We start from the raw sequence: 24,723 nt of genomic DNA, 5'->3' as shown, positions 1-24,723 counted from the left end.
GTATGACGCGACGGCGCGGCTCGCGTTGGCTGAACTGGTGGTCGCTGCTGCCCCTGCAACTGCGGCTCACCTTGTATTTCGTCATGGTCAGCGTGCCGCCGGTGCTGGTGGCGAGCTTCATCGCCGCCGAAGTCATCTCGGTGACGTTCGAACGCAACGTGGAGCAGTGGATCGGCGAGATCGCGACCTTCATGGCGAACGAGGCTGCCGAGGGCCGCGAGGAGGCCCAGCGCGCCACCGCCGTCGTCGCCGCTGCCGTGTCGCGGGGCGGCACCGAGCCCATCGCCCCGTTCGCCGACCTGCTCACCACCGTGGGCTATGATTTCGTGCGCCTCTACACGGCCGACGGCACGGTCCTGTTCTCGACCGGCGATCTGGAACTGATGCAGCCTCTGCCGCTCAAGGCGGTCGCGTCCATTTTCTTCGTCCGGCAGGGCGGACATCGCGCCATGATGGTCGGGGCGGTCCAGCCGGTGCGGATCGGCGACCAGGCGGGTTTCCTGTTCATCGCCAATCTGCTCGATGAGCAGTTCTTCACCGCCCCGCAGACCATCCGCTCCCTCGACCTGCACCTGATCGAGGTGACCGAAGGCGGCGAATTGCGCGATCTTGAAGACCTCAAGCGGACCCCGCTGCCGGTGCCGCCGGAGTCGCTGGCGGCCCTCAGCGCCGGCGCACCTCTCGCCATCCAGAGGCGCAGCTTCGGCCTGGGGCCGGCGGCGGCGTTCAGCGCCCTTCGCGACGACAGCGGACGTCTCGTGGGCATCATCGCGTGCCGGCTCAACGGCACCTCGGCGACATTCGAACGCCTCGGCACCGTCTCGCTCTTCGGCGCTCTGGCTGTTGTCGCGGGCGTGCTGTCGCTGCTGGTGGGCTTCAGCATTTCAAGGCGCATGAGCCGCCCCTTGCACGACCTCACCCGCGGTGTGCGCGCGGTGGCCGAGGGCAATTACGCGATTCGGGTGCGCGAGACCGGCGGGCGTGAGATCGAGGCGCTGGCCAGCGGCTTCAATGCGATGACCGAGCAGCTCCAGACCCTGCGCGACCGGGAGACCGTCACGCGCCACCGGGCCCAGCTCGCGACGCTCGGGCAGGCGGCGGCGGTGATCGCCCACGAGATCCGCAACCCGCTCGGCATCATCAAGACATCGGCGGAACTGGTGCGCCGCAAGACCCCCATGGCCCCCAGCGAGGACCGGCTGATGATGTTCGTCCTCGACGAGGTCCAGCGCATCGACCGGCTGGTGAAGGAGCTGCTGGATTATGCCCGCCCCCCGCAATGCACCGCGGTGCCGCTCGATCTCGTCGCCTTCATCGTCCAGCCGGCGCTCGACTTCGTCGCGCCTGAGCTGCGCCGCCGCAACATCAGCCTCATCGCCCGCCTGCCGGACCACCCGCTGCCGATCCAGGGCGACAAGGATCTGCTGCATCAGGCGCTGCTGAACCTCATCCTCAACGCCATGGACGCCGCCGGCGACGGCGGCCACATCATCGTGCGCGCGGAGCTCGAGGCGGACGCGGTGGTCCTGCATGTGGAGGACAACGGCCCGGGCATCCCGGACGATGTGCGGGCCAGCCTTTTCGAGCCTTTCGTGACGACCAAGGTGAACGGCACCGGCCTCGGGCTCGCGACCGTGCGTTCCACCGTGGAGGTGCATGGCGGCGAGGTGACGTGTGCCGACGCGCCGGAGCGCGGCGCCATCTTCACCATCCGCCTTCCGCTCGGCAAACAGGGGTGATGCCGCGTATGGCCGCGAAGATACTCATCGTCGATGACGAGGTCCGCCACGGGGAGGTGCTGGAGGCTGCCCTCGCCGAGCGTGGCTTCGAAGCCGTTTCCACCAACACCGTCGCCAAGGCGCTCGCCTATTGCGCCAGCCAGCCGGTGGACCTGGTGCTGAGCGACCTGCGCATGCCCGACCGGGGCGGCGCCGACCTCCTGAAGGCCCTGAAGCAGGAGCGGCCGGAGCTGCCGGTCATCATCATGACGGCCTATGCCTCGGTGCGGGGCGCCGTGGACCTCGTGAAGGACGGCGCCTTCGACTATGTGGCGAAGCCCCTCGATCTCGACGACGTGGTCGCCACCATCGCGCGCGCCCTGCGGCTGAAGGCGGTGGAAAGCGAGAATGCGCGGCTGCGCTCCGAGCTGGAGGGACGTTACCGCTTCGACAATCTGGTGGGCGACAGCGCGGCCTTCCGCGACGTGCTGCGCCAGGTGACCGAGGTGGCCCCGAGCCGCGCCAGCGTGTTGCTGCTGGGCGAGAGCGGTACCGGAAAGGAGCTGGTGGCCCGCGCCATCCACTACAACAGTCCAAGGCGGGACCTGCCTTTCGTCGCCGTCAACTGCGCAGCCATTCCGGAAACCCTGATCGAGAGCGAGCTGTTCGGCCACGTGAAGGGCGCCTTCACCGGAGCCACCGGCGCGCGCGAGGGCCGCTTCGCCGCCGCCGACCATGGCACGCTGTTCCTTGACGAGATCGCCGACATGCCCCTCCCGGTTCAGGCCAAGGTGCTGCGGGCCCTGCAGGAGCAGAGCTTCGAACCTGTGGGCAGCAGCAAGAGCGTGTCGGTGGACGTGCGGATCATCGCCGCCACCCACAAGGACTTGCAGAAGGAGATCGCGGCCGGCACCTTCCGCATGGATCTTTACTACCGCCTCGCGGTGTTCCCCATCGCCCTGCCGCCGCTGCGCGAGCGCACCGACGACATCGTGCTCCTCGCCGACCATTTCCTTGCCGCCGCGGCACGCGACATGGGCAAGCGCATCAAGGGCCTGGCCCCCGAGGCGCAGGCCATGCTGACGCGCTACCGCTGGCCGGGGAACGTGCGAGAATTGCAGAACTGCATGGAGCGGGCCGCCATCGTCGCGCGGGGCGATCTGGTGGGCCCCGGCGACCTGCTGCTGTTCGAGGCGCCCGGCGACGCCGATGCACAGCCTCACACGCTCAATGGCGATCTCGACGGCGAGCTGACCCGCATCGAGCGCGAGTTCGTGCTGAAAGCCCTCAAGGACAGCGGCGGCGTGCAGGCCCGCGCCGCCGAGAAGCTCGGCATCACCGAGCGCAGCCTCTGGCACCGCGTCAAGAAGCTCGCCATCAAGATCGACAAGGAGGCTGGAGCCGGCGATGGCTAGGCAGGCCTCCTTCCTCCTGCTGATGCTGGCGGTTTCGGGGCTGCCGTGCGGGGCACGGGCGCAGGATGCCGGCACCGCAGCCGGCACGGCTTCCTCTTCGGGCGTCTCTTCGTCCTCGACCACGTCCGCAGCATCCGACGCCTGGATCGTCACGCTGGGCGGCAGCTTCAGCCTGGGACCGTCCTACGACGGCGCGCGGACCTTCGGGCCGTTCTTTTCGCCCTCGTTCGACATCCGGCGCGCCGACGAGCCGGCGACATTCGGTGCGCCGGACGACAATTTCGGCCTCAGCCTGTTCACGCTTGGCGATTTCAGCCTTGGCCCGCTGGCTGGCCTGCGCGAAGGACGGCCGAATGGCGTCCTGCTCGGCCTGCCGGGCTATTCCTGGGCGCTGGAGGGTGGCGGGTTCGCCGAATACTGGCCCATTGCCGGCGTGCTGCGCACCCGCGTGGAGGTGCTTGAGGGCCTCGGCAACGCCGGCGGCCTCGCCGCCAATCTCTCCGCCGATCTCGTGCAGAAGCAGGGCCTTTTCACCTGGTCCGTCGGGCCGCGCCTGTCGGTGGCGGACAGCACATTGATGCAAACGGAATTCGGTGTCTCGCCTCTCGCCGCGGCGCTGAACGGCCACATCGAACCCTACGCGCCCGGTGGCGGCATCAAGTCCGTCGGCCTCACCTCGTCCCTGTCCTACGAGGTATCGCCGGACTGGACGACAACCGTCTACGGCAGCTACCAGCGCCTGACCGGCGCCGCCGCCGCAAGCCCCGTCACCACTTTGGCCGGCAGCCCGAACCAGCTCACCATCGGGGTGGGGTTCGAGCATTCGTTCGTGCTGGGGCATTGAGAGCGGAGTGAACGGTACCGGCGTTTCCGGTGTCGGCGGAAAAGCTACAGGACGAACAAGCCGATGGAGGCGGCGGCCATCACGATGGTCGCAAGCCAGCCCACCAGCAGCATGGGGAGCGGAAGGGTCAGGCGGCCCATGAGGCGCGGGTTCATCGAGATCACCATCATCACCGCCATCATCGGGGCGGCGAGCACGCCATTGACCACGGCGCTCCAGTAAAGCGCCTTCACGGGGTCCAGGTGCGTGAAGTTCAGTGCAACACCCCCGAGCGTCGCGGCGGCGATGATCGCATAGAAGGCCTTGGCTTCCATGGGCCGCCGATCAAGCCCCTCGGGCCAGCCGAAAAGCTCGCTGACGCCATAAGCCGCCGACCCGGCCAGCACCGGCACGGCCAGCATGCCGGTCGCGATGATGCCGGCTGCGAAAAGCGCAAAGGTCAGTGGGCCGGCGATGGGTCGCAGCGCCTCGGCAGCCTGGGAGGAGGTCTGGATATCGGTCACGCCGCTGGCATGGAGGGTCGCCGCGGTAGCGAGCATGATGAACAGGGCGATGAGATTGGAAAATCCCATGCCGACGAAGGTGTCGGTGCGAATGCGCGCGAGTTCGGGGCCCGCATCGCGCGGGGCGACGCAGAGCGGCTTGACGTGGCGCCTGCGCAATTCCTCGACCTCCTGTCCCGCCTGCCAGAAGAACAGATAGGGGCTGATGGTAGTTCCGAGGACGGCGACCAGCGCCATGGCGTGATCGCCGTCGAACGCGATGCGCGGGACAAAGGTGCTCGCCAGCGCCACCGGCCAATCGACATGCGCGGCGAAAGCCACCGCGACATAGGCAAACAGCGAAAGCGTGGCCCATTTCAGAACCGCGGCGTAGCGCGCATAGCTCATGAAGGTTTCAAGCAGAACGCAGACGATGGCGAACCCCGCCACATAGAGGTGCTCCGGGCCGCCGACCAGCAGTCCGAGCGCCGCTGCCATGGCCCCGAGATCGGCGCCGAGATTGATCACGTTGGCGATGAGCAGCAGAACGATGACCACCCGCAACAGCCAGGGCGAATAGTGCAGGCGCAGGTTCCGGGCGATGCCTCGCCCGGTCACGCAGCCGATGCGCGCGCTGATCGCCTGAATGACCGCCATGAGCGGAAAGCTGAACAGCATAGTCCAAGCGAACGCATAGCCGAACTGGGCGCCGATCTGGCTGTAGGTCGCAATGCCGCTTGGATCATCGTCGGCCGCACCGGTCACAAGTCCCGGACCAAGACGGGACACGGTCAGCATCTTCAGGCGCAGCCAGATCGATGGCTTGGACCCTGCGTCTATCCCGCAGGTGGCGCCCTTGTTCAGGTCCGTCATCGGCTATCTCTTCCCGGCGTCCAACGACCTGCACCATGCCGCCGGAGGATGCCGGCAACGGATGGCGGTCACAGAAAACGCTGCTCGCCAGGGTGAGGCAATCCTGCCCAGACCGATGGCCGCGACGTCATCCGAAGCGCTATAATTGTACCATGCGGCCGGATTAGGGATGCGGGCCTGGCTGCGCGCGCAGCACGCCGGTAGCAGGGCGTTGCCGTCCTAAACGCGCCGGCGTGGCACGCTCGTCGGTGTCTCAATCGTCCGAGCGGTACATCAAATTGCGAATGCGGTATTCGAACTGGCCGGGCCCCATCTTCAGCATCCGGGCTGCGGCAGATGCATTGCCGTTACAGCGGCGCAGGGCGCGCATTAGAAGGGCCTCTTCCACCGCCTGCCCCGTGCCGAGATCGCCGCCCTGAAGGAGGCCGGCTTCACCACCCTGCGCCTGCCCAGCCCATCCTCTGCCGGTTCGGGCTGGAGAGCGCGGTGCGGCCCTCCCTCGCCTTCTAAAACACGACCGACGACGTGGACGCGCTGGAAACCGCCCTCAAGCGCATCCAGAGCAGTCGCGGCTACCGGCTCTGCCCCCTCCCCGCCCCGGCCTCATCGCCGGGGCGGGAGAGGCCGGGCGCCGAGCCCGACGAACGTGAAGAGTTCAGCTGCACTCCTGCGGCTCGGGGCGCGCCTGCCCTCAAGCATCCCATCTCCGCCAAAGACCGCAGAAGGGGATTTCGTGGTCCGCGTTCCCATCAACCCGACGCCCCGTGCCGGGCCGCACGGCCATTGTACGTCCAACTCGCAGGCATTTATTTACATTAAAAATATCGACAAACTAAATTTAAGAGCTATGCTGACTGTTCCTTCGCTGGTGCGTGCCGCCGGACCGGGATTCCCGGTGCTGAGCCTGGCCTGCGAAGCCTTCTCCGCTCGAAGCGCCGGGTGCCCCTCCGGCCGTTTCCAACGCTCTTTTCCGTCGGACCCGCCACTTCGGACCCCGCCATGAACGAAATCGTCGTCCCTTCTTCCGCCGCGACCTCTCACGGCGGACCGCTCCGCCCGGACGCGCCGGCGCTGGATGCCCTGTTCGACACGATCGCGGAGGGCGCGGCCCAGCGCGAATATGAGCGCATCCTGCCGCACGAGCCGCTGGGGCTGATCCGCTCGGCAAAGCTCGGCGCCCTGCGCCTGCCGGTGGAGGCGGGCGGGGCCGGAGCCTCGTTCCGAGAACTGTTCGGCGTGGTGCTGCGGCTCGCAACGGCGGATGCCAACGTGGCGCACATCCTGCGCAATCATTTCACCTTCGTGGAGCGCTACGCCCGCACCCCGCGCAACGCCGCCGAGGAGGGCTGGCGGCGCGCCGTGGCGGAAGGGGCCATCGTCGGCCTCGCCAATACGGAGAGCGACGCCAAGGTGGTGGGCGGCTCGCCCTTCGCCGCCGTGTTGCGGCCGGACGGCGACGGCTGGCGCATCAGCGGCCGCAAATACTATTCCACCGGCACCATCTTCTCCGACCTCGTGCTGGTGCGCGTGGCAACGCCGGAGGGCGGCAACGCCTCCCTCATCCTGCCGGTGAAGCGCGAGGGCATCGAGATCGTCGATGACTGGGATGGCATCGGCCAGCGCCTCACCGGCTCGGGCACCACCATCTTCAACGACGTGCGTGTCGAGCCGCACGAAGTGGTGCCGGACGGCACGGGCGTCGGCTACGGCACGGCCTATTCCAGCACCCTGCCTCAGCTCTACCTGACGACGGTGAATGCCGGCATCCTCGCCGCCGTGCTGCGGGATGCGACGGCGCTGCTCAAGAGCCGCAAGCACACCTATTTCTTCGCCCCGGCACCGTTGGCCACCGAAGACCCGATCCTCCAGCAGGCGCTGGGCGAGATTTCAGCGGCAGCCTATGCGGCGGAAGCGCTGGTGCTCGCCACCGCCGATGCCCTCGACGCGACGGATGCGCTGCGCGCCGCGGGCGCGCCCTCAGACGAGGTGAACGCGGCGGCCCATGGGGCAGCGCTGAAGGCGGCCCGCGCCAAGGTCATCATCGATGATCTCACCCTGCGCTCGGCAACCCAGTTGTTCGACGTGGGCGGCGCCTCGGCGGCCCACCGCGCGGTCAATCTCGACCGCCACTGGCGCAACGCCCGCACCCTCGCCTCGCACAATCCGCGCTCCTACAAGGCGCGCCTCCTCGGGCTCAACGCCATCGACGGCACGCCCCTGCCGCCTTCCAGCTTCTTCTGAGCGGCGGGCCGGCGCGACCCGGCCCCCACTGCCCCACGCCCATCCGAGACCCGAAGACCCGATGACGTCCCCGTTCGACACCTTTGCCCCGTCCCGCCGCACATTCCTTGCAGGCGCGGGCGCCTCCCTCCTCCTGCCGGCTGCCGCGCGCCGCGCGGGCGCGGCCCCGGCCACCGGCGGCACGCTCGTCGCGGTGCTCGATCCCGAGCCGGCCGGCCTCGTCGCCGGCCTGACCATCTCGGCGCCGGCGGTGGCGGTCTCCGCCAACATCTTCGATGGACTGGTGGAATATGACGAAGGCTTCAAGCTGAGGCCCAGCCTCGCCACCTCCTGGGAAACCTCGGCGGACGGCACCGTCATCACCTTCCGTCTCAGGAATGACGTGACTTGGCATGACGGCACGCCCTTCACCTCCGCGGACGTCGCCTATTCCCTGATGGAGGTGACGAAGAAGGTGCACCCGCGTGGCAATGCGGTGTTCGCCAATCTCACCACCGTGGACACGCCCGATCCCTATACGGCCGTGCTGCGCTTCTCGCGCCCTTCGCCGGTGGTATGGGCGGCCTTTAACGGCACCGAGACGCAGATCCTGCCCAAGCATCTCTACGAGGGCACCAACCCCCTCACCAATCCCCTGAACGGCAGGCCCGTCGGCACCGGCGCCTTCATCTTCAAGGAGTGGGTCAAGGGCGAGCGCATCGTGCTGGAGCGCAACCCGAACTATTGGGACAAGGGCCGGCCATACCTCGACAAGGTGGTATTCCGCATCATCCGCGATCCCGCCTCGCGCGCGGCGGCGCTGGAGACCGGCGAGGCGCAATACATCCCGCTCAATCCCGTGCCTCTTTCGGACGTGGCGCGCATCAAGGCGTCCAAGGACCTCGTGGTGGAAACGCGCGGCTTCGAGGGGCCGGCGCCTATGTATTTCTTCGATTTCAACCTGCGCCGCGAGCCGTTCGGCGACATCCGTGTGCGCCAGGCCTTCGCCCATGCGCTGAACCGCAAGGCGCTGGCCGAAACCGTGTTCTACGGCCTCGCCAAGCCCGCCCAGGGTCCCGTACCCAGCTACCAGACCCAGTTCTTCGCGCCCGATCTTCCGCAATACGACTACAACATCGCCAAGGCCGAAGCCCTGCTGGATGCCGCCGGCCTGAAGAAGGGGGCGGACGGGGTGCGCCTGCGCATCGACCACATCCCCTCCGCCTATGGCGAGGATTACCGGCGGGCGGGCGAATACTTCAAGCAGGCGCTGAAGCGCATCGGCGTCGAAGTCACTCTGCGCAACTACGATCTGCCCACTTACATCAAGGTCGTTTTCACCGAGTACGATTTCGACACCCACAGCGCCTGGTATTCCGCCTATCCGGACCCGCAGATCGGCGTGCAGCGGCGCTACTGGAGCCAGGCCATCAAGAAGGGCACGCCCTCCTCCAACGCCTCGGGCGTGGCGGACGCGGAGATCGACGCGGTCATCGAGCGCATCCAGACCGAGGGCAACGTGGAGAAGCGCAACGCCGACATCCGCGAATTGCAGCGCCTCGCGCAGGTGAAGCTGCCGTCTGTGAACCTCCTGGAACTCACCTTCTATCGCGCCTATTCGGCCAAGCTCTCGGGCATCGATCTTGCCCCGTTCGGCGGCTACCAGTCGCTGAAGACCGTCTGGGTGGGGGCCTGAGGTGGCGCGCGCCCTTCAACTGCCCGAGGGGCGGGTGCTGCGCTATCTCGGCCTGCGCGTGGTGCAGGTGGTGCCCACCATCCTCGCCATCGTGGTGCTGAACTTCTTCTTCCTGCGCCTCGCCCCCGGCGACCTCGCCGAGGTGATGGCCGGGGAAGCGGGCTCCGCGACGCCCGAATACATGGCCATGCTGCGCCAGCAGTTCGGGCTCGACCAGCCGCTGGCCGTCCAGTTCTTCAAATACATGGGCCAGCTGTTCCAGCTCAATCTCGGCTATTCGTTCAGAAATTCCATGCCGGTGCTGGACCTCATCCTGTCCCGCGCGCCCAACACGGCGCTGCTCATGCTCTCCAGCCTCGTGGTGGCGGTGGCGCTCGGCATCCTGTTCGGCGCCATCAGCGCGCAATGGCGCGGGCGCTGGCCGGACGGCGTGCTCTCCGCGGTCTCCACTGTCGGCTTTGCCACACCCCTCTTCTGGGTGGGGCTGATGCTGATCGTGCTGTTCTCGGTGGAATTGCGATGGCTTCCGGCGGGCGGCATGCGCGACCTGCAGCAGACGTACACCGGCCTTGCGGCGGTGGGCGACGTGGCGCTGCACATGGTGCTGCCGGTGCTGTCGCTGGCCTTCTTCTACATCGCCATCTACACGCGCCTCACCCGCTCCGCCATGCTGGAAGTGCAGGAGCTGGACTTCGTGCGCACGGCCCGCGCCAAGGGCATCGCGCCCTTGCCCATCGCCGTGCGCCACGTGCTGCGCAACGCGCTCCTGCCCATCGTCACCATGACCGGCCTGCAGCTCGGCACGCTGCTCTCGGGCTCGGTGGTGATCGAGACTGTGTTCGCCTGGCCAGGCATGGGCCGGCTCGCCTTCGACGCGGTGTTCCAGCGCGACATCAATTTGCTGCTGGGCGTGCTGTTCTTCTCCTCCTTCCTGGTGATCGTCTCGAACCTCGCGACCGATCTTGTCTACGCCCTGCTCGACCCGAGGATCGACGTGCGATGAGCCTCGACGCCACCGACATCCTTCCCCGCGCCGCCGGGGAGGCCGCCCCCGCCGCGCCGAAGCCGCGCCGCGCGGTGCGCGCTTCCTCCTTCGGCTATCGCTTCCTGCGCAGCCGCACGGCCCTTGCCGGCAGCATCGGCCTCGCGCTGGTGGCCGGCGCCGCGCTCTTCGCGGGCCAGATCTTCCCGGTCGACCCGCTCGACATGGTCGCCCGACCCTTCATCTGGCCCTTCACCTCGGCGGAATATCCCCTCGGGACCGACATGCTGGGCCGGGACATCCTCGTCGGCCTCGTCTATGCGGCGCGGGTGTCGCTGGCCGTGGGCCTCGCCGCGGCGGGGCTCGCGGTGGCGCTGGGCGTCGTGTTCGGGGCGCTGTCCGGCTACTTCGGCGGCTGGGTGGACCAGGTGCTCACCCGCATCACCGAAGTGTTCCAGACCATGCCGCCGCTGGTGTTCGTGGTGGTGGTGGTGGCGATCCTCACGCCCTCGGTCACGTCCATCGTGCTCGGCATCGCCATCACCTCCTGGCCGCAGGTCGCGCGGCTGGTGCGGGCCGAGGCGCTGCGCCTGCGCGATGCGGAATTCGTGCAGGCGGCGCGGGTGATGGGCATGGGGCATTTCCGCATCATCCTCACCCACATATTGCCCAACGCCATCTCGCCGGTGGTGGTGGCGGGCTCGATCCTCGTCGCCTCCGCCATCCTCACCGAGGCGGCGCTCTCCTTCCTCGGGCTCGGCGATCCGAACCTGATCTCCTGGGGCAGCATGATCGGCTCGGGCCGCGAGGTGCTGCGCACCGCCTGGTACATGACCGCGCTGCCCGGCCTTGCCATCTCGCTCACCGTCATGGCGCTGAACCTGCTCGGCAACGGCCTCAACGACGTGCTCAACCCGCGGGTGTCGCTGACATGAGCCGCCCTGCCCTCCTCGACGTTAAGGACCTCACCGTCCGCTTCCGCACCCCGTCCGGCCGGCTCACGGCGGTGGATCGCCTCTCGTTCCACATCGCGGCCGGCGAGACGCTCGCCATCGTCGGCGAGAGCGGCTGCGGCAAGTCGGTAACGGCCATGGCGTTGCTGCGCCTGCTCCGCTCGCCGCCGGCGGAGATTTCCGGAAGCCATGTGCGGTTCGAGGGCACGGACCTCCTGGCCCTCTCCGAGCGCGCCATGCGCGACGTGCGCGGCAACCGCATCGCCATGATCTTCCAGGACCCGCTCTCGGCGCTGAACCCGGTGCGCACGGTGGCCGACCAGATCATCGAGAGCCTGAAGCGCCACACGAGCCTGCGCGGCCCCGCCCTACACCGGCGCGCGGTGGAGCTGCTCGACCTCGTGCGCATTCCCGAGCCGCAGCGCCGGGCGGACGACTATCCGCACCACTTCTCCGGCGGGATGCGCCAAAGGGTGATGATCGCCATCGCCATCGCTGCCAATCCTCGCCTTCTGATCGCCGACGAGCCCACCACCGCCCTCGATGTCACCGTGCAGGCGCAGATCCTGAAGCTCATCGTCTCGCTCCAGAGGGAGTTCGGCATGAGCCTGCTGCTTATCAGCCATGACCTCGGCGTGGTGGCGGAAACGGCGGACCGCGTGCTGGTGATGTATGCCGGCCGCAAGGTGGAGGAGCGTCCGGTGGCCGATCTGTTCGCCCGTCCGCTCCACCCCTACACACGCGCCCTGATGCGCGCCCGCCCGACGCCGGGCCTTCGGCGCGAGCTGCTGGACGAAATCCCCGGCATCGTGCCCTCCCTCGCCGACCTCCCACCCGGCTGCGCGTTCGCGCCGCGCTGCGCCCATGCGGACGAGGCCTGCGCGCGGCTCCAGCCCGTGCTGGAAAGCGTCGGCGGCGAAGGCAGCGTCGCCTGCCTCCACCTCGATCACCTCGCGGGGGAGAAGCCCCACGCGCCCGTCCTGGAAGGCGTGCCGGCATGAGCGCGCCCGTTGAGACGCCCGCTTTGGAAGTGCGCGACCTCGTGGTCTCCTACCGCACCGGCCGGGGTCCCCTCTCGGCGGTGGACGGCGTGTCCTTCGCCATCCGCCCCGGCGAGACGCTGGGGCTGGTGGGGGAATCCGGCTGCGGCAAGTCCTCCCTCGCCAAGGCCATCGTGCAACTGGTCGAGCCCACGTCCGGCGCGCTGAAGGTGGAGGGGCACGACATCACGCGCCTCACCGCCCGCGAACGCCGGGCGCTCCGCCCCAAGGTGCAGATGGTGTTTCAGGACCCCATGGGCGCCCTCGATCCGCGCCAGCGCGCGGGCACCATCCTTGAGACGCCCCTGAAGCTGAACGGCGTGCGCGGCAAGGCCGAGCGGCGCGCCCGGGTGGCGAGCCTCATGGAGGCGGTGGGCCTGAGGCCGGAATTCATCGACCGGCTGCCGCATGAATTCTCCGGCGGCCAGCGCCAACGCATCGGCATCGCCCGCGCGCTTGCCCTCGATCCCGCGGTGATCGTCTGCGACGAGCCGGTGTCGGCGCTGGATGTGTCGCTGCAGGCGCAGGTGCTGAACCTCCTGCGCAAGGTGCAGCGCGAAACCTCCGTCGCCTATCTCTTCATCAGCCACGATCTCTCGGTGGTGGAGCACATCGCCGACCGGGTGGCCATCATGTATCTCGGCCGCATCGTCGAGCTGGCCCCGCGCGAGACGCTGTGGCGCGCGCCGCTCCATCCCTACACCCGCGCGCTCATCGAGGCGCTGCCGCGCATGGACCCGACAACGAGCCGCATCGCCGACAAGTCCATCGTCGGCGGCGACCTGCCGAGCCCCTTTTCCCCGCCCAAGGGCTGCCGCTTCCACACCCGCTGTCCCATCGCCGTCGCTCGCTGCGCCATTGATGCGCCGGCCCTGAGCGATGGGGGCGACGGCCATCTCGTGGCCTGCCATCTCGCATCCGGCGCCGTGCCCGCGCCAAACGCCAGCGCTGCGTTGCAGCCGGCCTGACCCTCTGCCTGCCCGTCCGGCGTAACCGCGCCGATCCGGAGACCCGACCATGACCGCACGCATCACCATTTCGCCCGCGGACTATCCCGAAAGTCCCCTCGCGCAGGCGCTGAAGCAGCCGCTGCTGCTCGGCCTGTTCCTGCCCATCCAGAACGGCGGTTGGTCGCCCTCGACCCTGCCGCGCACCACCGACTGGACCTTCGACTACAACAAGGCGCTCACCCTCAAGGCCGAGGAACTGGGCTTCGACCTCGCCTTCGGCCTCGCCCAGTGGATCGGCAAGGACGGCTATGGCGGCGAGCTGAAGTATCGCGAGCAGGCCATCGACCCGTTCGTGACCGTGGCGGCCCTGTCCTCGGTGACGAGCCGCATTATCCTCATCTCCACCATCCACATCCTCTACGGGCCGTGGCACCCGCTGCACCTCGCCAAATTCGCCGCGACGCTGGACCATATCTCGGGCGGGCGCTTCGGCATCAACATGGTCACCGGCTACGCCCCGCGCGAGCCAAAGATGTTCGGCACCACCCAGATCGAGCACGACGCACGCTATGCGCGGGCAGCGGAATTCATCGGCATCGTCGAGCGGCTGTGGGCGTCCACCGAGAACATCACCATCGACGGTGAATTCTGGAAGCTCAATGAAGCGTTCGTCTCGCCGCGGCCCAAATATGGCCGTCCGATCCTCGTCAACGCCACCGGCTCGCCCGCCGGCTTCGACTATGCGGCCCAGCATTCCGACCTCGTGTTCATCACCAGCCCGGCGGGGGCGGAGATCGAGGCGGCGCTCGCGGCGTTGCCGGACCACGTGGCAAACCTCAAGGGCCGCGCCAAGGCGGCCGGGCGCGAGGTGCGCGCCATCATCAACCCGATGATCGTCTGCCGGCCGACCGAGCAGGAGGCGAAGGCGTATCACGCCGCCATCCTCGCCCATGCCGACACCGGAGCGGTGGAGGGCTTCCTCGCCCACCACGCCGCCGGCGACAGCCAGGCCTGGAAGAACCACAAGGGCGAGCACCGGGTGCTCGGTGGCAACATCCAGATCATCGGCTCGCCCGAGCAGGTGGCGGACAAGCTCATCCGCCTGAAGCAGGCCGGCATCGACGGCGTTCAGCTCGCCTTCTTCGACTTCAAGCCCGACCTCGACTTCTTCGGCGAAGCGGTGCTGCCGCTGCTGAAGCAGGCCGGGCTGCGCATCTGAACTCTCATACGACCGAACGGAGGCTGCCCATGCTGAACCGACGCGACATCCTGCGCCTTGCTGCGGCCGGCGCCTCCCTTGCGGCCGTGCCGATTGCGCGCGCCGCGGACGGTTCGCCCGTCCGTGGCGGACACCTCGTCTCCATCGTGGTGCCGGAGCCGCAGACCCTCGGGCTCACGGTGTCCAACCCCACCATCGTCATCGCGATCAACGTGTACGATGGCCTCGTGACCTATGACGGCACGGGCGCACCGCGTCCCCAGCTCGCCGAGAGCTACGAGCAGGCGCCCGACGGCCGCTCCATCACCTTCCGCCTGCGCAAGGGCGTCACCTGGCACGACGGCGTTCCCTTCACTGCTGCCGACGTGAAGTATTCGATCCTGGAGGTGGTGAAGAAGACCCACCCGCGCGGCATCGGCACCTATTCCCAGCTTCAGGACATCGAGACGCCCGACGACCACACCGTCATCCTGCGGCTGGCGAAGCCCTCGCCGGTGATCTGGTCCGCGCTCAATTCCAGCGAGACGCAGATCCTGCCGAAGCACCTCTATGAGGGCACCGATCCGCTCACCAATCCGTGGAATACGAAGCCCATCGGGACGGGTCCGTTCATCTTCAAGGAATGGGTGCGCGGCAGCCACGTGACGCTGGAGCGCAACCCGAACTATTGGGACGCCGGAAAGCCCTATCTCGACCGGCTCACCTTCCGCTTCGTGCCCGATGCCGGCGCCCGCGCCGCCGCGCTGGAGACCGGCGAGGCGCAGTACGTGCCGCTTAGCCCGGTGCCGCTCTCGGACGTGGAGCGGCTCGCCAAGCGGCCGGACCTCGTGGTGGAAACGCGCGGCTGGGAGGCGGTGGCGCCAGTTTTCTTCCTCGACTTCAACATGCGCCGTCCCCAGTTCCAGGATGTGCGGGTGCGCCGGGCCATCGCCCTCGCCATCGACAAGAAGGCGCTGGCGCGAACCGTCTGGTACGGCTTTGCCGAGCCCGCCACCGGCCCCGTGCCGGCGTTCCAGACCGCGTTCGCAGCCACCGGGCTGCCCCAATACGACTATGATCCGAAGAAGGCCGAGGCGCTGCTGGACGAGGCCGGCCTCAAGCGCGGGCCGGACGGCGTGCGGCTGCGCTTCAACCACGCCAGCATTCCCTATGGCGACGACTTCAAGCGCTCGGGCGAGTTCATCCGCCAGCAGTTGAAGAAGGTCGGCATCGAAGTGGAGTTGCTGAACTACGACTTGCCGACCTTCCTGCGGAAGATCTACACCGAATACGACTTCGACACGCTGAACGCCTATTACGCCGCCTTCGCCGACCCCCAGATCGGTGTTCAGCGCCGCTTCTGGTCGCAGACCATCCGGCCGGGTTCGGCGTGGTCCAATGCATCCGGCTATTCAAATCCCAAGGTGGATGCCCTGCTCGAGGCCGCGGCGGTGGAGCCGGACCCGCAGAAGCGCAAGGCGCTGCTGGGCGAGTTCCAGCTGATCGTGCAGACCGAGGTGCCCTCCATCTCCCTGCTGGAACTGAAGCAGTTCCGGGTGTGGTCGAGCCGCCTGAAGGGCGTGAATGTCGGCCCCATCGGCGTCTATTCCTCCTTCGCGGACGCCTGGCTGGAGCCGGCGCCGGGAGCCGTGCGGGGCTGAACGCGGAACATCCGCCCGTCCCGAACCCTGTCCAAGCCGCACAAGGGATGCGTCATGTCTCAGGTTCCGCCGCACAACTCCGCCCTCGCCGACCGGCGCGTCGTCGTCATCGGCGGCACCAAGGGCATCGGCTTTGCCACAGCCGAGGCGGCGGTGGCGGAAGGGGCCGAGGTGGTGGTGGCGAGCCGGGACCCGGCACGGGTCGCCGGAGCGGTGGAGCGTCTGGGCGCCAGAGCGTCCGGCGCCAGCCTCGACATCGCCGATGCCGAAGCGGTGGCCGATTTCTTCGGGCAGGTCGGTCCGTTCGACCACCTCGTGACGACGGCGGCGCATGTGGTGCGCAAGCCGCTGCTGCAGGCGGACCTCAATGAGGCCCGCGCCTCCTTCGATTCCAAGTTCTGGGGGCAGGTGCATGCAGTGCGCTCCGGCGCGCCGCTGATCCGGCCGGGCGGCTCCATCGTTCTGGTGTCCGGCATCTCCAGCCGCCGGGGCATCGGCACCATGGCCTTCCCTGCCGCCATCAACGGCGCCGTGGAGGCGCTGGCGCGCAGCCTTGCCGTCTCGCTCGCGCCCATCCGCGTGAATGCGGTTGCGCCAGGCTATATCGACACGCCGGGCCATGGCGGCCCGGAGCGGGCGGCGACGCTGGCCAAGGTCGCAGCGGCCATTCCCGCCGGGCGGCCGGGGCGGCCGGAGGAGGTGGCGCAGGCCATCCTCTATCTCCTCACCAACCCCTTCTCCACCGGCACCGTGCTCGACATCGACGGCGGCCACCTCGCGTCTTGAGATAATCTTCGCCGCCGCGAGCGGTACCCCTCACACCACCAGCCGAAATCCGCCGCCGTCTTCCGCCGCCACCTGTCCGGGAAGCTGCTCCTCCCAGCCGAGATAGGTGCGCATGGCGTCCGGATTGCCGTCGTGCCGGTCGTGCGCCCAGAACAGATAATCGATGCGCTCGGCGTCCGGCGGGCTGGACGGGCTCGCCTCCACCGGCAGACCCGCCTCACGCCACGCCGCCAGGCCGCCTTCCACCGCGACGATCCGCCCGCCGGTGAGTTCGGCAAGATCGAGCGCCGCCAGATCGGCCACGCCGGGATCGGCCGCAAACAGCACGAGAGCGGGCGCCGCCAGCACGTCCGCCGGGAGTGCCGGAAGGCGCGGACGGATGGTCCACAGTGCCCCGGCCGCATGGCCCGCGCGATAGGCGGCACTGGCATCGAGCGAGAGCGCCCGCGCGCCGTCCTTCAGCAGGGACGACGCCTCCTGCGCGGAAACGCGGGGCACGGCCGGAATGGCGGATTTCGCCACTTCGCCCGCCCCGGCAATATCGGCGGGCGTCCCCTCGAATACATGCACATCCTCGCCGAGCTGGATCAGCCAGTGGGCGGTGAGGCGCGCCCGGACGCCATCGGCGTCGATCAGCACGATGCGCGCGTGCTGCACGCCCACCCATTTGTCCAGCGACTGCACCAGCTGCCCGCCGGGTGCCGGCACCGCGCCGGGAATGGGTTGGGCGGCGCGCTCGGCGGCATCGCGCAGGTCGAAGAGGAAGGTGGTGCGGCCACCCGCTTCCGCGCCGCGCCAGCGGTCGAGGGTCGCGGCATTCACCAGCGGCACGCCATATCGCACGCGGACGGCCTCGGCCCGGGCGCGGGCGGCCTCGTGGTCCGGCACCGGCTCCACCGGGACGGCGCCGGACTCCAGCGTCAGCCCCGCGAGGCGCCAGCCCTGCGTGCCGCCCTTCAGCGCCACCACCCGGTTCGGCACCTGCGCATCGATGAGGCTCTGCGCGCCGATGATGCCCCGCGTGCGGCCGGCGCATGAGACGACCACAAGCTGCTCCGGCCCGCGCACGAAGGCGTCGAACTTCTCCACCAGTTCCGCCCCCGGGCAACTGATGGCGCCGGGCACATGGAAGCGCGCGAATTCCTCGGGCGTGCGGCTGTCGAGGATCACGAGGTCAGCGCCCTCGCCCTTCAGGCGGGCGAGCTCGTCGGCCTCGATGGCCGGGGTATGGAAGGCATGCTCCACCACCTCCGCGAAGGCCTTCAGGCGGCTGTTGACGCTCTTGTAGACCTCGTAGCCGGCCGCCACCCACGCCGCGACGCCGTCGTCCAGGGCGGCAAAGTCGCTGTAGCCCAGCGCAGCCAGCCGCTGCGCGGCCTTCACCGCGAGGCCGTCGCCCGCGTCCAGCAGCACGAGGGGCGTGGCACGACGCGGCACCAGCGCACCGATGTCCAGCTCCAGCCGGCTGTAGGGCGCGTTGACGGCGAAGAAGGGATGTCCCTCTCCGAACTGCCCCTCCTCGCGCACGTCGAGGAAGGCGATTTCCCCGCTGCCGCGCAGGGCCGCCTGTACCTCCTGCGGAGACACGAGACGGACGGCGGCGGAGGGCGCGGCGGCGGAATAGGTCATGGGTCAATCCTCGGGGCGCGCAGAGGGCGCCGAATTCTGGCAGGGGTTCGCGGCGGCGGTCAGTCGCGATAGTCCGGCTCGCGCCGGTCGAGCAGGCGGCGCAGGGCGGAGAAATGCAGCTCCGCGCCGTGGGGCTTCTGGCCGGGCGCGGCAGTCTTCTGGCCGGCCTGCAACAGCCCGGCGCGATACTGGGCCTGCGCCTTCTCCACGAGGGGCGCCGGCACCTCTTTCAGCGGGCGGCCGGTCCACAGGGCATAGAGCTGCACCTGGCAGGCGCGTTCCAGCGCGAACAGCCGGTCATAAGCCTCTGCCGTGGTGCGGCCGGTGACGATGACGCCGTGATGGGCGAGGAACAGGATCTTCTTCTCCGGCCCCAGCAGCGCCGCGAGCCGCTCGCCCTCCTCAGGCTCCCGGGCGAGGCCGGTATAGGCGTCGTCATAGACGATCTCATCGATGAGCAGGATCTCGGTCTGGCCCACCGGCAACAGGCGGTTGTCTTCCAGCCGGGTCAGCGCCGTCGCGTAGGGCATGTGGGTGTGCAGCACCACCTGATGCTCGGGGTGGAGACGGTGGATCGGCGCATGGATGCAATAGGCCGAGCGCTGAATCTCGCCCTCCCCGGCGATCAGCCGACCGTCATAGCCGACCGTGAGCAGCCCGCTCGCCGTCACCTCCGACCAGTGCAGGCCAAACGGCGGCAGCAGGAACGCATCCTCCCGCCCCGGTACGGCGATGGTGAGGTGATTGTAGATGCCCTGGTCGAAGCCATGCCAGACGGCGAGCCGATGGGCCGCCGCGAGGTCCTCGCGGGCGGCCTGCTCCTCCGGGGAGATGCGGGAGGAGACACCGGGATGGGGAACGGCGGCGGAGCGCGCAGAAGAGGGCATGGAATTTCTTATTGATAAATTCGATAGACAAAATCAGTATCACGCCGTTCCGTTCCTTGGAAGGCCCGCCCGGCACGTTGGCGCGGGTCTTGGGGCGCTTTTCCTTTTCATCCTCAAGGCAGGGTCATGCGCACAGGTGCCCTCAAGCTGCTTGCCCTTCTCGGCGGTCTCGTCTCGGCCACCATCATCGGCGGGCTCCCGGCGACGGTTCTCGCCCAGTCGGCGGAAGGGACGCCGAAGCGCGGCGGCACGCTCGTCACCATCATCCAGCCCGAGCCGACGGTGCTGACCACCACCGTGAACAACCAGTTCTCCAACGGCGCCGTCTCGGTGAACATCTATGATGGCCTCGTCGCCTATGACGACAATCTGGGCCTCAAGCCGGCGCTCGCGGAAAGCTGGGAAATCTCGCCGGACAAGCTGACCCTCACCTTCCATCTGCGGCAGGGCGTGAAGTGGCACGACGGCGCGCCCTTAACCTCGGCGGACGTGCGCTTCAGCGCGCTGGAGATCTGGAAGAAGGTGCATTCGCGCGGCCGCCTCACCTTCGCCGAGCTGGAGGATGTGGAGACGCCGGACGCCCACACCGCCATCTTCCGGTTTCGCGCGCCCTCCCTCGTGGTGCTGTCGGCGCTGAACGCCTGGGAAGGGCAGGTGCTGCCGAAGCACGTCTATGAAAACACCGACATCCTGAAGAACCCGCACAACGTGGAGCCGGTCGGCACCGGGCCTTTCAGGTTCAAGTCCTGGACCAAGGGCGAGGCCATCGAGCTGGAGCGCAATCCCGACTATTGGGACACGGGCAAGCCCTATCTCGACCGGGTGATCTACCGCTTCATTCCGGACGGCGGCGCGCGCGCGGCGGCGATCGAGATCGGCGACGTGGGCTATGCCGCCTTCGATCCCGTGCCCTTCGCCGACATCGAGCGGGTGCGCAAGCTACCCAACCTGAAGGTGGAATCCCGCGGCTACGAGTGGAACGCCAAATACTACTTCCTGGAGTTCAACCTCAGGAACCCGATCCTGGCCGACATCCGGGTGCGGCGGGCCTTCGCCCATGCCATCGACCGGCAGGGGCTCGCCGACACCGTGTGGTTCGGCCTCGTGACCCCGGCCACCGGGCCGATCCCCTCCTTCACCAAGGCCTTCTACACCGCGGACGTGCCGACCTACGCCTTCGACCCCAGGGAGGCGGAGCGGCTTCTGGACGAGGCCGGCTACAAGCGCGGCGCCAATGGCGTGCGCTTCTCCATCAATCAGGACTTCCAGCCTTTCAACGAGAATTTCCGCAAGACCGCCGAATACATCCGCCAGAACCTCAAGCGCGTGGGCGTCGAGGTGAATGTGCGCTCGCAGGATCTCGGCGCCTTCGTGCGGCGCGTCTACGGCTCCTACGACTTCGACATCAACACGGGGCAGTTCTCCGTGTTCATCGATCCCGAGCTGGGGCTGCTGCGGCAGTTCTGGTCGAAATCCATTGCGCCCGGCATCCCCTGGACCAATGCGTCGGGCTATGCGGACCCGGGCACGGACAAGGTGATCGAGAGCATCAAGAGCGCGGCCGATCCGGAGCAGCGCGTGGCCCTGTTCCACGAGCTGCAGCGCCGGGTGCAGCGCGACCTGCCGGTGCTCCCGCTGCTCGAGCTGAAACAGTTCACCGTCTACAACGCCAATGTCCGTGGCGTTTCGGTCCGGCCGGACGGCGCCATGTCCTCGCTGAAGGACCTCTGGTTCGCCGAGTAGGCGCAGCACGCGGAACGAAAAATCCCCGGCGGGTCGCGATGGACCCCCGGGGATAAGTTGCGGGAGAACTCTGGAGGAGCCGGCGACGCGCGGCCGCCGGATGCCGGACCGTCTCGCCGGGGCCAGGAACCCGGGCGGAGGAACCCCGGCGGAGAGTCACCCGGGCCAGGGCCTGAGCGCGCGCGGGCTCAGCCGTTCGAGCGAGGCGAGGCAGCGCGCGGCGATCCGCATGTCGCCGATGGAAGCGAACAGGCGGCCGTCGATGTCGTTGAACAGGTGATCGCAGGCGTGGAAGAGAAAGCCTTCGGAATGGCGCGACGCGAGCCCCGCGCGGCGGCCTGCGACGGACAGGACGAGGATGCCGGCGGAGGGCTGGACACCCGATGGGTCGCTCGATCTGTCTGCGTCGGCCATGATCGTCCTCCGGCGTCGCGCGCCACTCCCGCGGTCCCGCCCGAAGGGGATGCGTGGGGCATGTGATTTAATTTTACTTATTCTATCGATTGGATCAATTATAAAATGCGTCGCAGCAGCGCGCTGCATTTCCTGCTCGCTGGAGCGCGTCATGATCGAGCCGATCCGCTTGGATCTCCCGCACCTTCCCGGCCAGACCTCTGCCTGCCGCCTCGCGCGAGCGGTCTGATCCCATGCTGACCAAGAAGGGCAAGTATGGCCTCAAGGCCGCGGTCTTCCTCGCGCACCAGCCCGAGGGCAAGGCGCTTCAGGTGGCCGAGATCGCCGACGCCAACCACATCCCCAAGAGTTCCTGGATGTGATCCTCGGCGAGATGCGCCACGCCGGCTTCCTCCTGAGCCGCAAGGGCAAGAGCGGCGGCTATCGGCTCGCGCGCGGCGCGGACCAGATCAATGTGGGCGACCTCATCCGCGCCCTCGACGGGCCGCTCGCGCCCCTGCCCTGCGTCGGCAGCCCCGACTACCAGCCCTGCCCCGATTGCGACGGCCCGAACTGCACCATCCGCCTGCTCATGGCGAAGGCCTACGCCGCCATAAGGGAGGTGATGGACGACTGCTCCCTCGCCGACCTGCGCGACATTTCCGGCGACCGGCTCCAGGCCTTCGTCGACTACATCTGAGCGCGCCCCTGTCCCAGAGCGACGGCGAGGCAGCGCGGAGGATCTGCTTATATCGCAGGCACGGCGCCCCTATATTGCGCATCTAGATAAAATACATAAAATGACTCGAAATTAGGAGAATCCCATGCCGCGCCTGCCCCTCCGCACGTTGGACGATGCCCCTGTCGAGGCGAAGGACCTGCTGGCAGCGGCCGAGGCGCGCAACGGTTTCCTGCCCAACCTCCTGCGCGTGCTCGCCAATGCCCCCACCGCGCTCGAGACCTATCTGACCGTTTCCGGCATCACGCCCGCGGCTCCCTCTCCCTCGCGGAGCGCGAGGCGGTGCAGATCACCGCGGCGGCCGAGCATGGCTGCGGCTTCTGCGTCGCCGGCCATACGGCCATCGTCACCAAGGCAGGGCTGGACCCCGCCATCATCGCAGCCCTGCGCGAGCGGGGGCATGTGCCGGATGCCCGGCTGGAGGCGGTGGCCCGCTTCACCAAGGCCGTCATCGCCAGCCGTGGCCGGGTTGAGGATGCCGACCTCGCCGATTTCCGCGCCGCCGGCTTCGACGACAAGGCAGCGCTGGAGGTGGTGCTGGGGGTGAGCCTCGCCACCCTCTGCAACTTCGCCAACAATCTGGGGGCCCCGCCCCTCAATCCGCAGCTGGAGCCGTTCCGCTGGGACGCGCCCCGCGAGAGCGCCGCGTGATGGCGGGCGGGCTCGATCCGTCACTCGCCACCTGGCTGGAGGACAATGCCCCCCGGCTCGATGCCGACGGGAGCGCCGCCGCCGATGTCCTGCCGCGCCTAGCAGCCGCCAGCGTCTTCGCCATCGGCGTGCCTGAGGCGGACGGAGGCGTGGGGGGACGCGCGATCGACGTGGTGGAGGCGATCGCCGATGTCTCGTCCCGGTCGCTGGCCGCCGGCTTCGTCTTCTGGGGCCACCGCACCTATGTGGAATACCTGCTCCAGAGCCCCAACGCCGCCCTGGCCGGGCGCCTTCTTCCGGATTTGCTGCGCGGACGCATCGCCGGCGCGGCGGGGCTGTCCAATGCCATGAAGTTCCTCGCGGGCCTCGAAGAGCTGCAGGTGACGGCGCGCCGCGAGGGCGACGGCTTCCGGCTCGACGGCAGGCTGCCGTGGGTCACGAACCTCGCGCCCGAGACGTTCCATCTCGCTGCGGCGGTTGCCCATGCGGACCGTCCCGGCGCGTTCGTCGCGTCCATCGCGGCGGGCGATGCCGGCCTTGAGCGCTCGGCGGACCTCGACCTCATCGGCCTGCGCGCCACCAACACGGCGGCGGTGGCGCTCAAGGACGTTCGCATCGATGCGGATCGCGTGATCGCTGCGGATGCCCATGCCTGGCTGCCCAAGGTGCGCCCGGCCTTCCTCGGCTTTCAGTGCGGCATGTCCATCGGCCTCGCGCGCCGGTCCATCGCGGCGGCACGGGAAGCTGCGGGCGCGGGCCGCCACATCCTCGCCGAGCCGCTCGCCGCGCTCGGTTCGGCGCTGCGCGTTCAGGAGCGTGCGCTGGCCGAGGGGCTGGAGACGGGGGCCTTCGAGACCCAGCCGGCGGCCCTGTTCCGCATTCGCATCGCCCTCGCCGAGATCGTGGCCGAAGCCATCGGCCTCGAATTGCAGGCGACCGGCGGCCGGGCCTATCTCACGGCGCCCGGCGCCGCCTTCGCCCGCCGCTGGCGGGAGGCGGCCTTCGTGCCTGTCATCACGCCGAGCCTCGTGCAGCTGAAGACGGCGCTCGCCGCGCAGCGCCAGAGCGCAGCATGAGCGTTCCGGTCCTGTCGGCTGAGGGCATCGCGCTCAGCTATCCCGGCGCGCCCGCGCCCGTGCTGGAAGGGTTCGACCTCGCCATCCAGCCGGGGGAGGTGGTGGCCATCCTCGGGCCGAGCGGGGCTGGCAAATCGAGCCTCCTGCGTGTCCTCGGGGGGCTCCAGCGGCCGAGCGCCGGAACCGTGCGGATGGACGGCGCGGTGCTGGAGGACGTGCATCCACGCCTCGCCGTGGCCTTTCAGGACCCCTGCCTGCTGCCGTGGCTGACGCTGGAAGCCAACGTCGCCTTCGGGCTCGATTTCAAGCGCCAGCCCCCCGTCTCGCACGCGGAGCGCCGCGCGCGCGTCGATGCCGCCATTGCCGAAGTGGGGCTCGGCCATGCCCGCCACCTTCCGCCCTCGGCCCTTTCCGGCGGCATGGCCCAGCGCACGGCGCTTGCCCGCTGCCTCGCCCGCAAGCCGGAAGTGCTGCTGCTCGACGAGCCCTTCGGCGCCCTCGACGAGGTGACGCGGGCCGAAATGCAGGACCTGCTGCTGAAGGTGGTGGCCGATTTCGGCACGGCCGCCCTACTCGTCACCCACGACATCGACGAGGCGCTGCTGGTCGCCGACCGGGTGGTGCTCATCGGCGGCGCGCCAGCCCGGCAGGTGGCGAGCTGGACCCTGGATCTGCCCAAGCCGCGCGGCGACGAGGTGGCGGCCCTCGGGGCGCTCCGCATCGACATTCTGAAGGCGCTGCGCGGCGCCGTCCGCCGCCACTGACGCCCGCCGACAAGGAGACCCAC

General features: G+C 68.7%; 21 protein-coding genes and 1 pseudogene. 17 read left to right on the top strand and 5 right to left on the bottom strand.

The window, feature by feature from the left end; translation table 11 throughout:
- Positions 1–2: 2 nt before the first annotated feature.
- From ACT535_RS22280 to ACT535_RS22270, 3 genes are read left to right on the top strand one after another with little or no spacing between them, the layout of a single operon-like run.
- Positions 3–1,739, top strand: coding sequence for a sensor histidine kinase (locus tag ACT535_RS22280; RefSeq protein WP_168462047.1), 1,737 nt, complete (start codon positions 3–5; stop codon positions 1,737–1,739).
- 8 nt (positions 1,740–1,747) lie between these two features.
- Positions 1,748–3,133 (top strand): sigma-54-dependent transcriptional regulator, encoded by a 1,386-nt coding sequence (locus tag ACT535_RS22275; protein ID WP_476366078.1) that lies wholly within the window; start codon positions 1,748–1,750, stop codon positions 3,131–3,133.
- On the top strand, positions 3,126–3,977 hold the full coding sequence (locus ACT535_RS22270; protein ID WP_476366077.1) for a MipA/OmpV family protein: 852 nt from the start codon (positions 3,126–3,128) through the stop codon (positions 3,975–3,977). Before ACT535_RS22275 ends, ACT535_RS22270 begins: the two co-directional genes overlap by 8 nt.
- Before the next feature lie 44 nt (positions 3,978–4,021).
- Here ACT535_RS22270 and ACT535_RS22265 read toward each other — a convergent pair whose 3' ends face one another.
- Together ACT535_RS22265 and ACT535_RS22260 are read right to left on the bottom strand one after the other, a co-directional pair.
- On the bottom strand, positions 4,022–5,332 hold the full coding sequence (locus ACT535_RS22265) for an NRAMP family divalent metal transporter (RefSeq protein ID WP_476366076.1): 1,311 nt from the start codon (positions 5,330–5,332) through the stop codon (positions 4,022–4,024).
- A gap of 253 nt (positions 5,333–5,585) precedes the next feature.
- The gene (locus tag ACT535_RS22260) at positions 5,586–5,720 is read right to left on the bottom strand and encodes a helix-turn-helix domain-containing protein (RefSeq protein WP_476366075.1); all 135 of its coding nucleotides are present in this window, start codon (positions 5,718–5,720) and stop codon (positions 5,586–5,588) included.
- Between the two features lie 611 nt (positions 5,721–6,331).
- Between ACT535_RS22260 and ACT535_RS22255 the strand changes: the two genes are divergently transcribed.
- From ACT535_RS22255 to ACT535_RS22215, 9 genes are all read left to right on the top strand, one after another.
- Positions 6,332–7,573, top strand: coding sequence for an acyl-CoA dehydrogenase family protein (locus tag ACT535_RS22255; protein ID WP_476366074.1), 1,242 nt, complete (start codon positions 6,332–6,334; stop codon positions 7,571–7,573).
- A gap of 61 nt (positions 7,574–7,634) precedes the next feature.
- Positions 7,635–9,248 (top strand): ABC transporter substrate-binding protein, encoded by a 1,614-nt coding sequence (locus ACT535_RS22250; RefSeq protein WP_476366073.1) that lies wholly within the window; start codon positions 7,635–7,637, stop codon positions 9,246–9,248.
- Between the two features lies 1 nt (position 9,249).
- The gene (locus ACT535_RS22245) at positions 9,250–10,251 is read left to right on the top strand and encodes an ABC transporter permease (protein WP_476366072.1); all 1,002 of its coding nucleotides are present in this window, start codon (positions 9,250–9,252) and stop codon (positions 10,249–10,251) included.
- Positions 10,248–11,165: an ABC transporter permease gene (locus ACT535_RS22240; protein WP_476366071.1), complete on the top strand. Its 918-nt coding sequence runs from the start codon at positions 10,248–10,250 to the stop codon at positions 11,163–11,165. Before ACT535_RS22245 ends, ACT535_RS22240 begins: the two co-directional genes overlap by 4 nt.
- Positions 11,162–12,184, top strand: coding sequence for an ABC transporter ATP-binding protein (locus tag ACT535_RS22235; protein ID WP_476366070.1), 1,023 nt, complete (start codon positions 11,162–11,164; stop codon positions 12,182–12,184). Before ACT535_RS22240 ends, ACT535_RS22235 begins: the two co-directional genes overlap by 4 nt.
- Positions 12,181–13,191 (top strand): ABC transporter ATP-binding protein, encoded by a 1,011-nt coding sequence (locus ACT535_RS22230; RefSeq protein WP_476366069.1) that lies wholly within the window; start codon positions 12,181–12,183, stop codon positions 13,189–13,191. The genes ACT535_RS22235 and ACT535_RS22230 overlap by 4 nt, the downstream gene beginning before the upstream one ends.
- A gap of 49 nt (positions 13,192–13,240) precedes the next feature.
- The gene (locus tag ACT535_RS22225) at positions 13,241–14,392 is read left to right on the top strand and encodes an LLM class flavin-dependent oxidoreductase (RefSeq protein ID WP_476366068.1); all 1,152 of its coding nucleotides are present in this window, start codon (positions 13,241–13,243) and stop codon (positions 14,390–14,392) included.
- A 29-nt stretch (positions 14,393–14,421) separates the two neighbouring features.
- Positions 14,422–16,032 carry an ABC transporter substrate-binding protein gene (locus tag ACT535_RS22220; protein WP_476366067.1) on the top strand — a complete coding sequence of 537 codons (1,611 nt, stop codon included), beginning with the start codon at positions 14,422–14,424 and terminating at the stop codon, positions 16,030–16,032.
- A 54-nt stretch (positions 16,033–16,086) separates the two neighbouring features.
- On the top strand, positions 16,087–16,818 hold the full coding sequence (locus tag ACT535_RS22215; RefSeq protein ID WP_476366066.1) for an SDR family oxidoreductase: 732 nt from the start codon (positions 16,087–16,089) through the stop codon (positions 16,816–16,818).
- A gap of 30 nt (positions 16,819–16,848) precedes the next feature.
- Here ACT535_RS22215 and ACT535_RS22210 read toward each other — a convergent pair whose 3' ends face one another.
- The gene (locus ACT535_RS22210; protein ID WP_476366065.1) at positions 16,849–18,447 is read right to left on the bottom strand and encodes a rhodanese-like domain-containing protein; all 1,599 of its coding nucleotides are present in this window, start codon (positions 18,445–18,447) and stop codon (positions 16,849–16,851) included.
- A 59-nt stretch (positions 18,448–18,506) separates the two neighbouring features.
- Positions 18,507–19,334 (bottom strand): class II aldolase/adducin family protein, encoded by an 828-nt coding sequence (locus tag ACT535_RS22205; protein WP_476366064.1) that lies wholly within the window; start codon positions 19,332–19,334, stop codon positions 18,507–18,509.
- A 126-nt stretch (positions 19,335–19,460) separates the two neighbouring features.
- Between ACT535_RS22205 and ACT535_RS22200 the strand changes: the two genes are divergently transcribed.
- A complete protein-coding gene (locus ACT535_RS22200) occupies positions 19,461–21,077 on the top strand; it encodes an ABC transporter substrate-binding protein (RefSeq protein ID WP_476366063.1) in 1,617 nt (538 codons plus the stop codon).
- A gap of 156 nt (positions 21,078–21,233) precedes the next feature.
- On the opposite strand, the gene ACT535_RS22195 is transcribed toward ACT535_RS22200, so the two are convergent.
- The gene (locus ACT535_RS22195; RefSeq protein ID WP_168462061.1) at positions 21,234–21,491 is read right to left on the bottom strand and encodes a hypothetical protein; all 258 of its coding nucleotides are present in this window, start codon (positions 21,489–21,491) and stop codon (positions 21,234–21,236) included.
- Positions 21,492–21,724: 233 nt separating this feature from the next.
- On the opposite strand from ACT535_RS22195, the pseudogene ACT535_RS22190 reads away from it, so the two are divergent.
- From ACT535_RS22190 to ACT535_RS22175, 4 genes and pseudogenes are all read left to right on the top strand, one after another.
- Positions 21,725–22,170 (top strand): annotated as a pseudogene (locus ACT535_RS22190) (RrF2 family transcriptional regulator).
- A gap of 321 nt (positions 22,171–22,491) precedes the next feature.
- The gene (locus ACT535_RS22185; protein ID WP_476366062.1) at positions 22,492–22,860 is read left to right on the top strand and encodes a carboxymuconolactone decarboxylase family protein; all 369 of its coding nucleotides are present in this window, start codon (positions 22,492–22,494) and stop codon (positions 22,858–22,860) included.
- Positions 22,860–23,936, top strand: coding sequence for an acyl-CoA dehydrogenase family protein (locus tag ACT535_RS22180; RefSeq protein WP_476366061.1), 1,077 nt, complete (start codon positions 22,860–22,862; stop codon positions 23,934–23,936). The genes ACT535_RS22185 and ACT535_RS22180 overlap by 1 nt, the downstream gene beginning before the upstream one ends.
- The gene (locus ACT535_RS22175) at positions 23,933–24,700 is read left to right on the top strand and encodes an ABC transporter ATP-binding protein (protein ID WP_168462064.1); all 768 of its coding nucleotides are present in this window, start codon (positions 23,933–23,935) and stop codon (positions 24,698–24,700) included. Before ACT535_RS22180 ends, ACT535_RS22175 begins: the two co-directional genes overlap by 4 nt.
- Positions 24,701–24,723: the final 23 nt, after the last annotated feature.

The sequence above is a fragment of the Xanthobacter sp. DMC12 genome, assembly GCF_056314105.1.
This window is presented reverse-complemented; position numbering and strand designations above follow the sequence as displayed.

What these genes read in the sequence shown, in the direction of transcription:
- ACT535_RS22280 (WP_168462047.1), top strand. Translation starts at nt 3, where the DNA reads ATGACGCGACGGCGCGGCTCGCGTTGGCTGAACTGGTGGTCGCTGCTG.
- ACT535_RS22275 (WP_476366078.1), top strand. Translation starts at nt 1,748, where the DNA reads ATGGCCGCGAAGATACTCATCGTCGATGACGAGGTCCGCCACGGGGAG.
- ACT535_RS22270 (WP_476366077.1), top strand. Translation starts at nt 3,126, where the DNA reads ATGGCTAGGCAGGCCTCCTTCCTCCTGCTGATGCTGGCGGTTTCGGGG.
- ACT535_RS22265 (WP_476366076.1), bottom strand. Translation starts at nt 5,332, where the DNA reads ATGACGGACCTGAACAAGGGCGCCACCTGCGGGATAGACGCAGGGTCC.
- ACT535_RS22255 (WP_476366074.1), top strand. Translation starts at nt 6,332, where the DNA reads ATGAACGAAATCGTCGTCCCTTCTTCCGCCGCGACCTCTCACGGCGGA.
- ACT535_RS22250 (WP_476366073.1), top strand. Translation starts at nt 7,635, where the DNA reads ATGACGTCCCCGTTCGACACCTTTGCCCCGTCCCGCCGCACATTCCTT.
- ACT535_RS22240 (WP_476366071.1), top strand. Translation starts at nt 10,248, where the DNA reads ATGAGCCTCGACGCCACCGACATCCTTCCCCGCGCCGCCGGGGAGGCC.
- ACT535_RS22235 (WP_476366070.1), top strand. Translation starts at nt 11,162, where the DNA reads ATGAGCCGCCCTGCCCTCCTCGACGTTAAGGACCTCACCGTCCGCTTC.
- ACT535_RS22230 (WP_476366069.1), top strand. Translation starts at nt 12,181, where the DNA reads ATGAGCGCGCCCGTTGAGACGCCCGCTTTGGAAGTGCGCGACCTCGTG.
- ACT535_RS22225 (WP_476366068.1), top strand. Translation starts at nt 13,241, where the DNA reads ATGACCGCACGCATCACCATTTCGCCCGCGGACTATCCCGAAAGTCCC.
- ACT535_RS22220 (WP_476366067.1), top strand. Translation starts at nt 14,422, where the DNA reads ATGCTGAACCGACGCGACATCCTGCGCCTTGCTGCGGCCGGCGCCTCC.
- ACT535_RS22215 (WP_476366066.1), top strand. Translation starts at nt 16,087, where the DNA reads ATGTCTCAGGTTCCGCCGCACAACTCCGCCCTCGCCGACCGGCGCGTC.
- ACT535_RS22210 (WP_476366065.1), bottom strand. Translation starts at nt 18,447, where the DNA reads ATGACCTATTCCGCCGCCGCGCCCTCCGCCGCCGTCCGTCTCGTGTCT.
- ACT535_RS22205 (WP_476366064.1), bottom strand. Translation starts at nt 19,334, where the DNA reads ATGCCCTCTTCTGCGCGCTCCGCCGCCGTTCCCCATCCCGGTGTCTCC.
- ACT535_RS22200 (WP_476366063.1), top strand. Translation starts at nt 19,461, where the DNA reads ATGCGCACAGGTGCCCTCAAGCTGCTTGCCCTTCTCGGCGGTCTCGTC.
- ACT535_RS22195 (WP_168462061.1), bottom strand. Translation starts at nt 21,491, where the DNA reads ATGGCCGACGCAGACAGATCGAGCGACCCATCGGGTGTCCAGCCCTCC.
- ACT535_RS22180 (WP_476366061.1), top strand. Translation starts at nt 22,860, where the DNA reads ATGGCGGGCGGGCTCGATCCGTCACTCGCCACCTGGCTGGAGGACAAT.
- ACT535_RS22175 (WP_168462064.1), top strand. Translation starts at nt 23,933, where the DNA reads ATGAGCGTTCCGGTCCTGTCGGCTGAGGGCATCGCGCTCAGCTATCCC.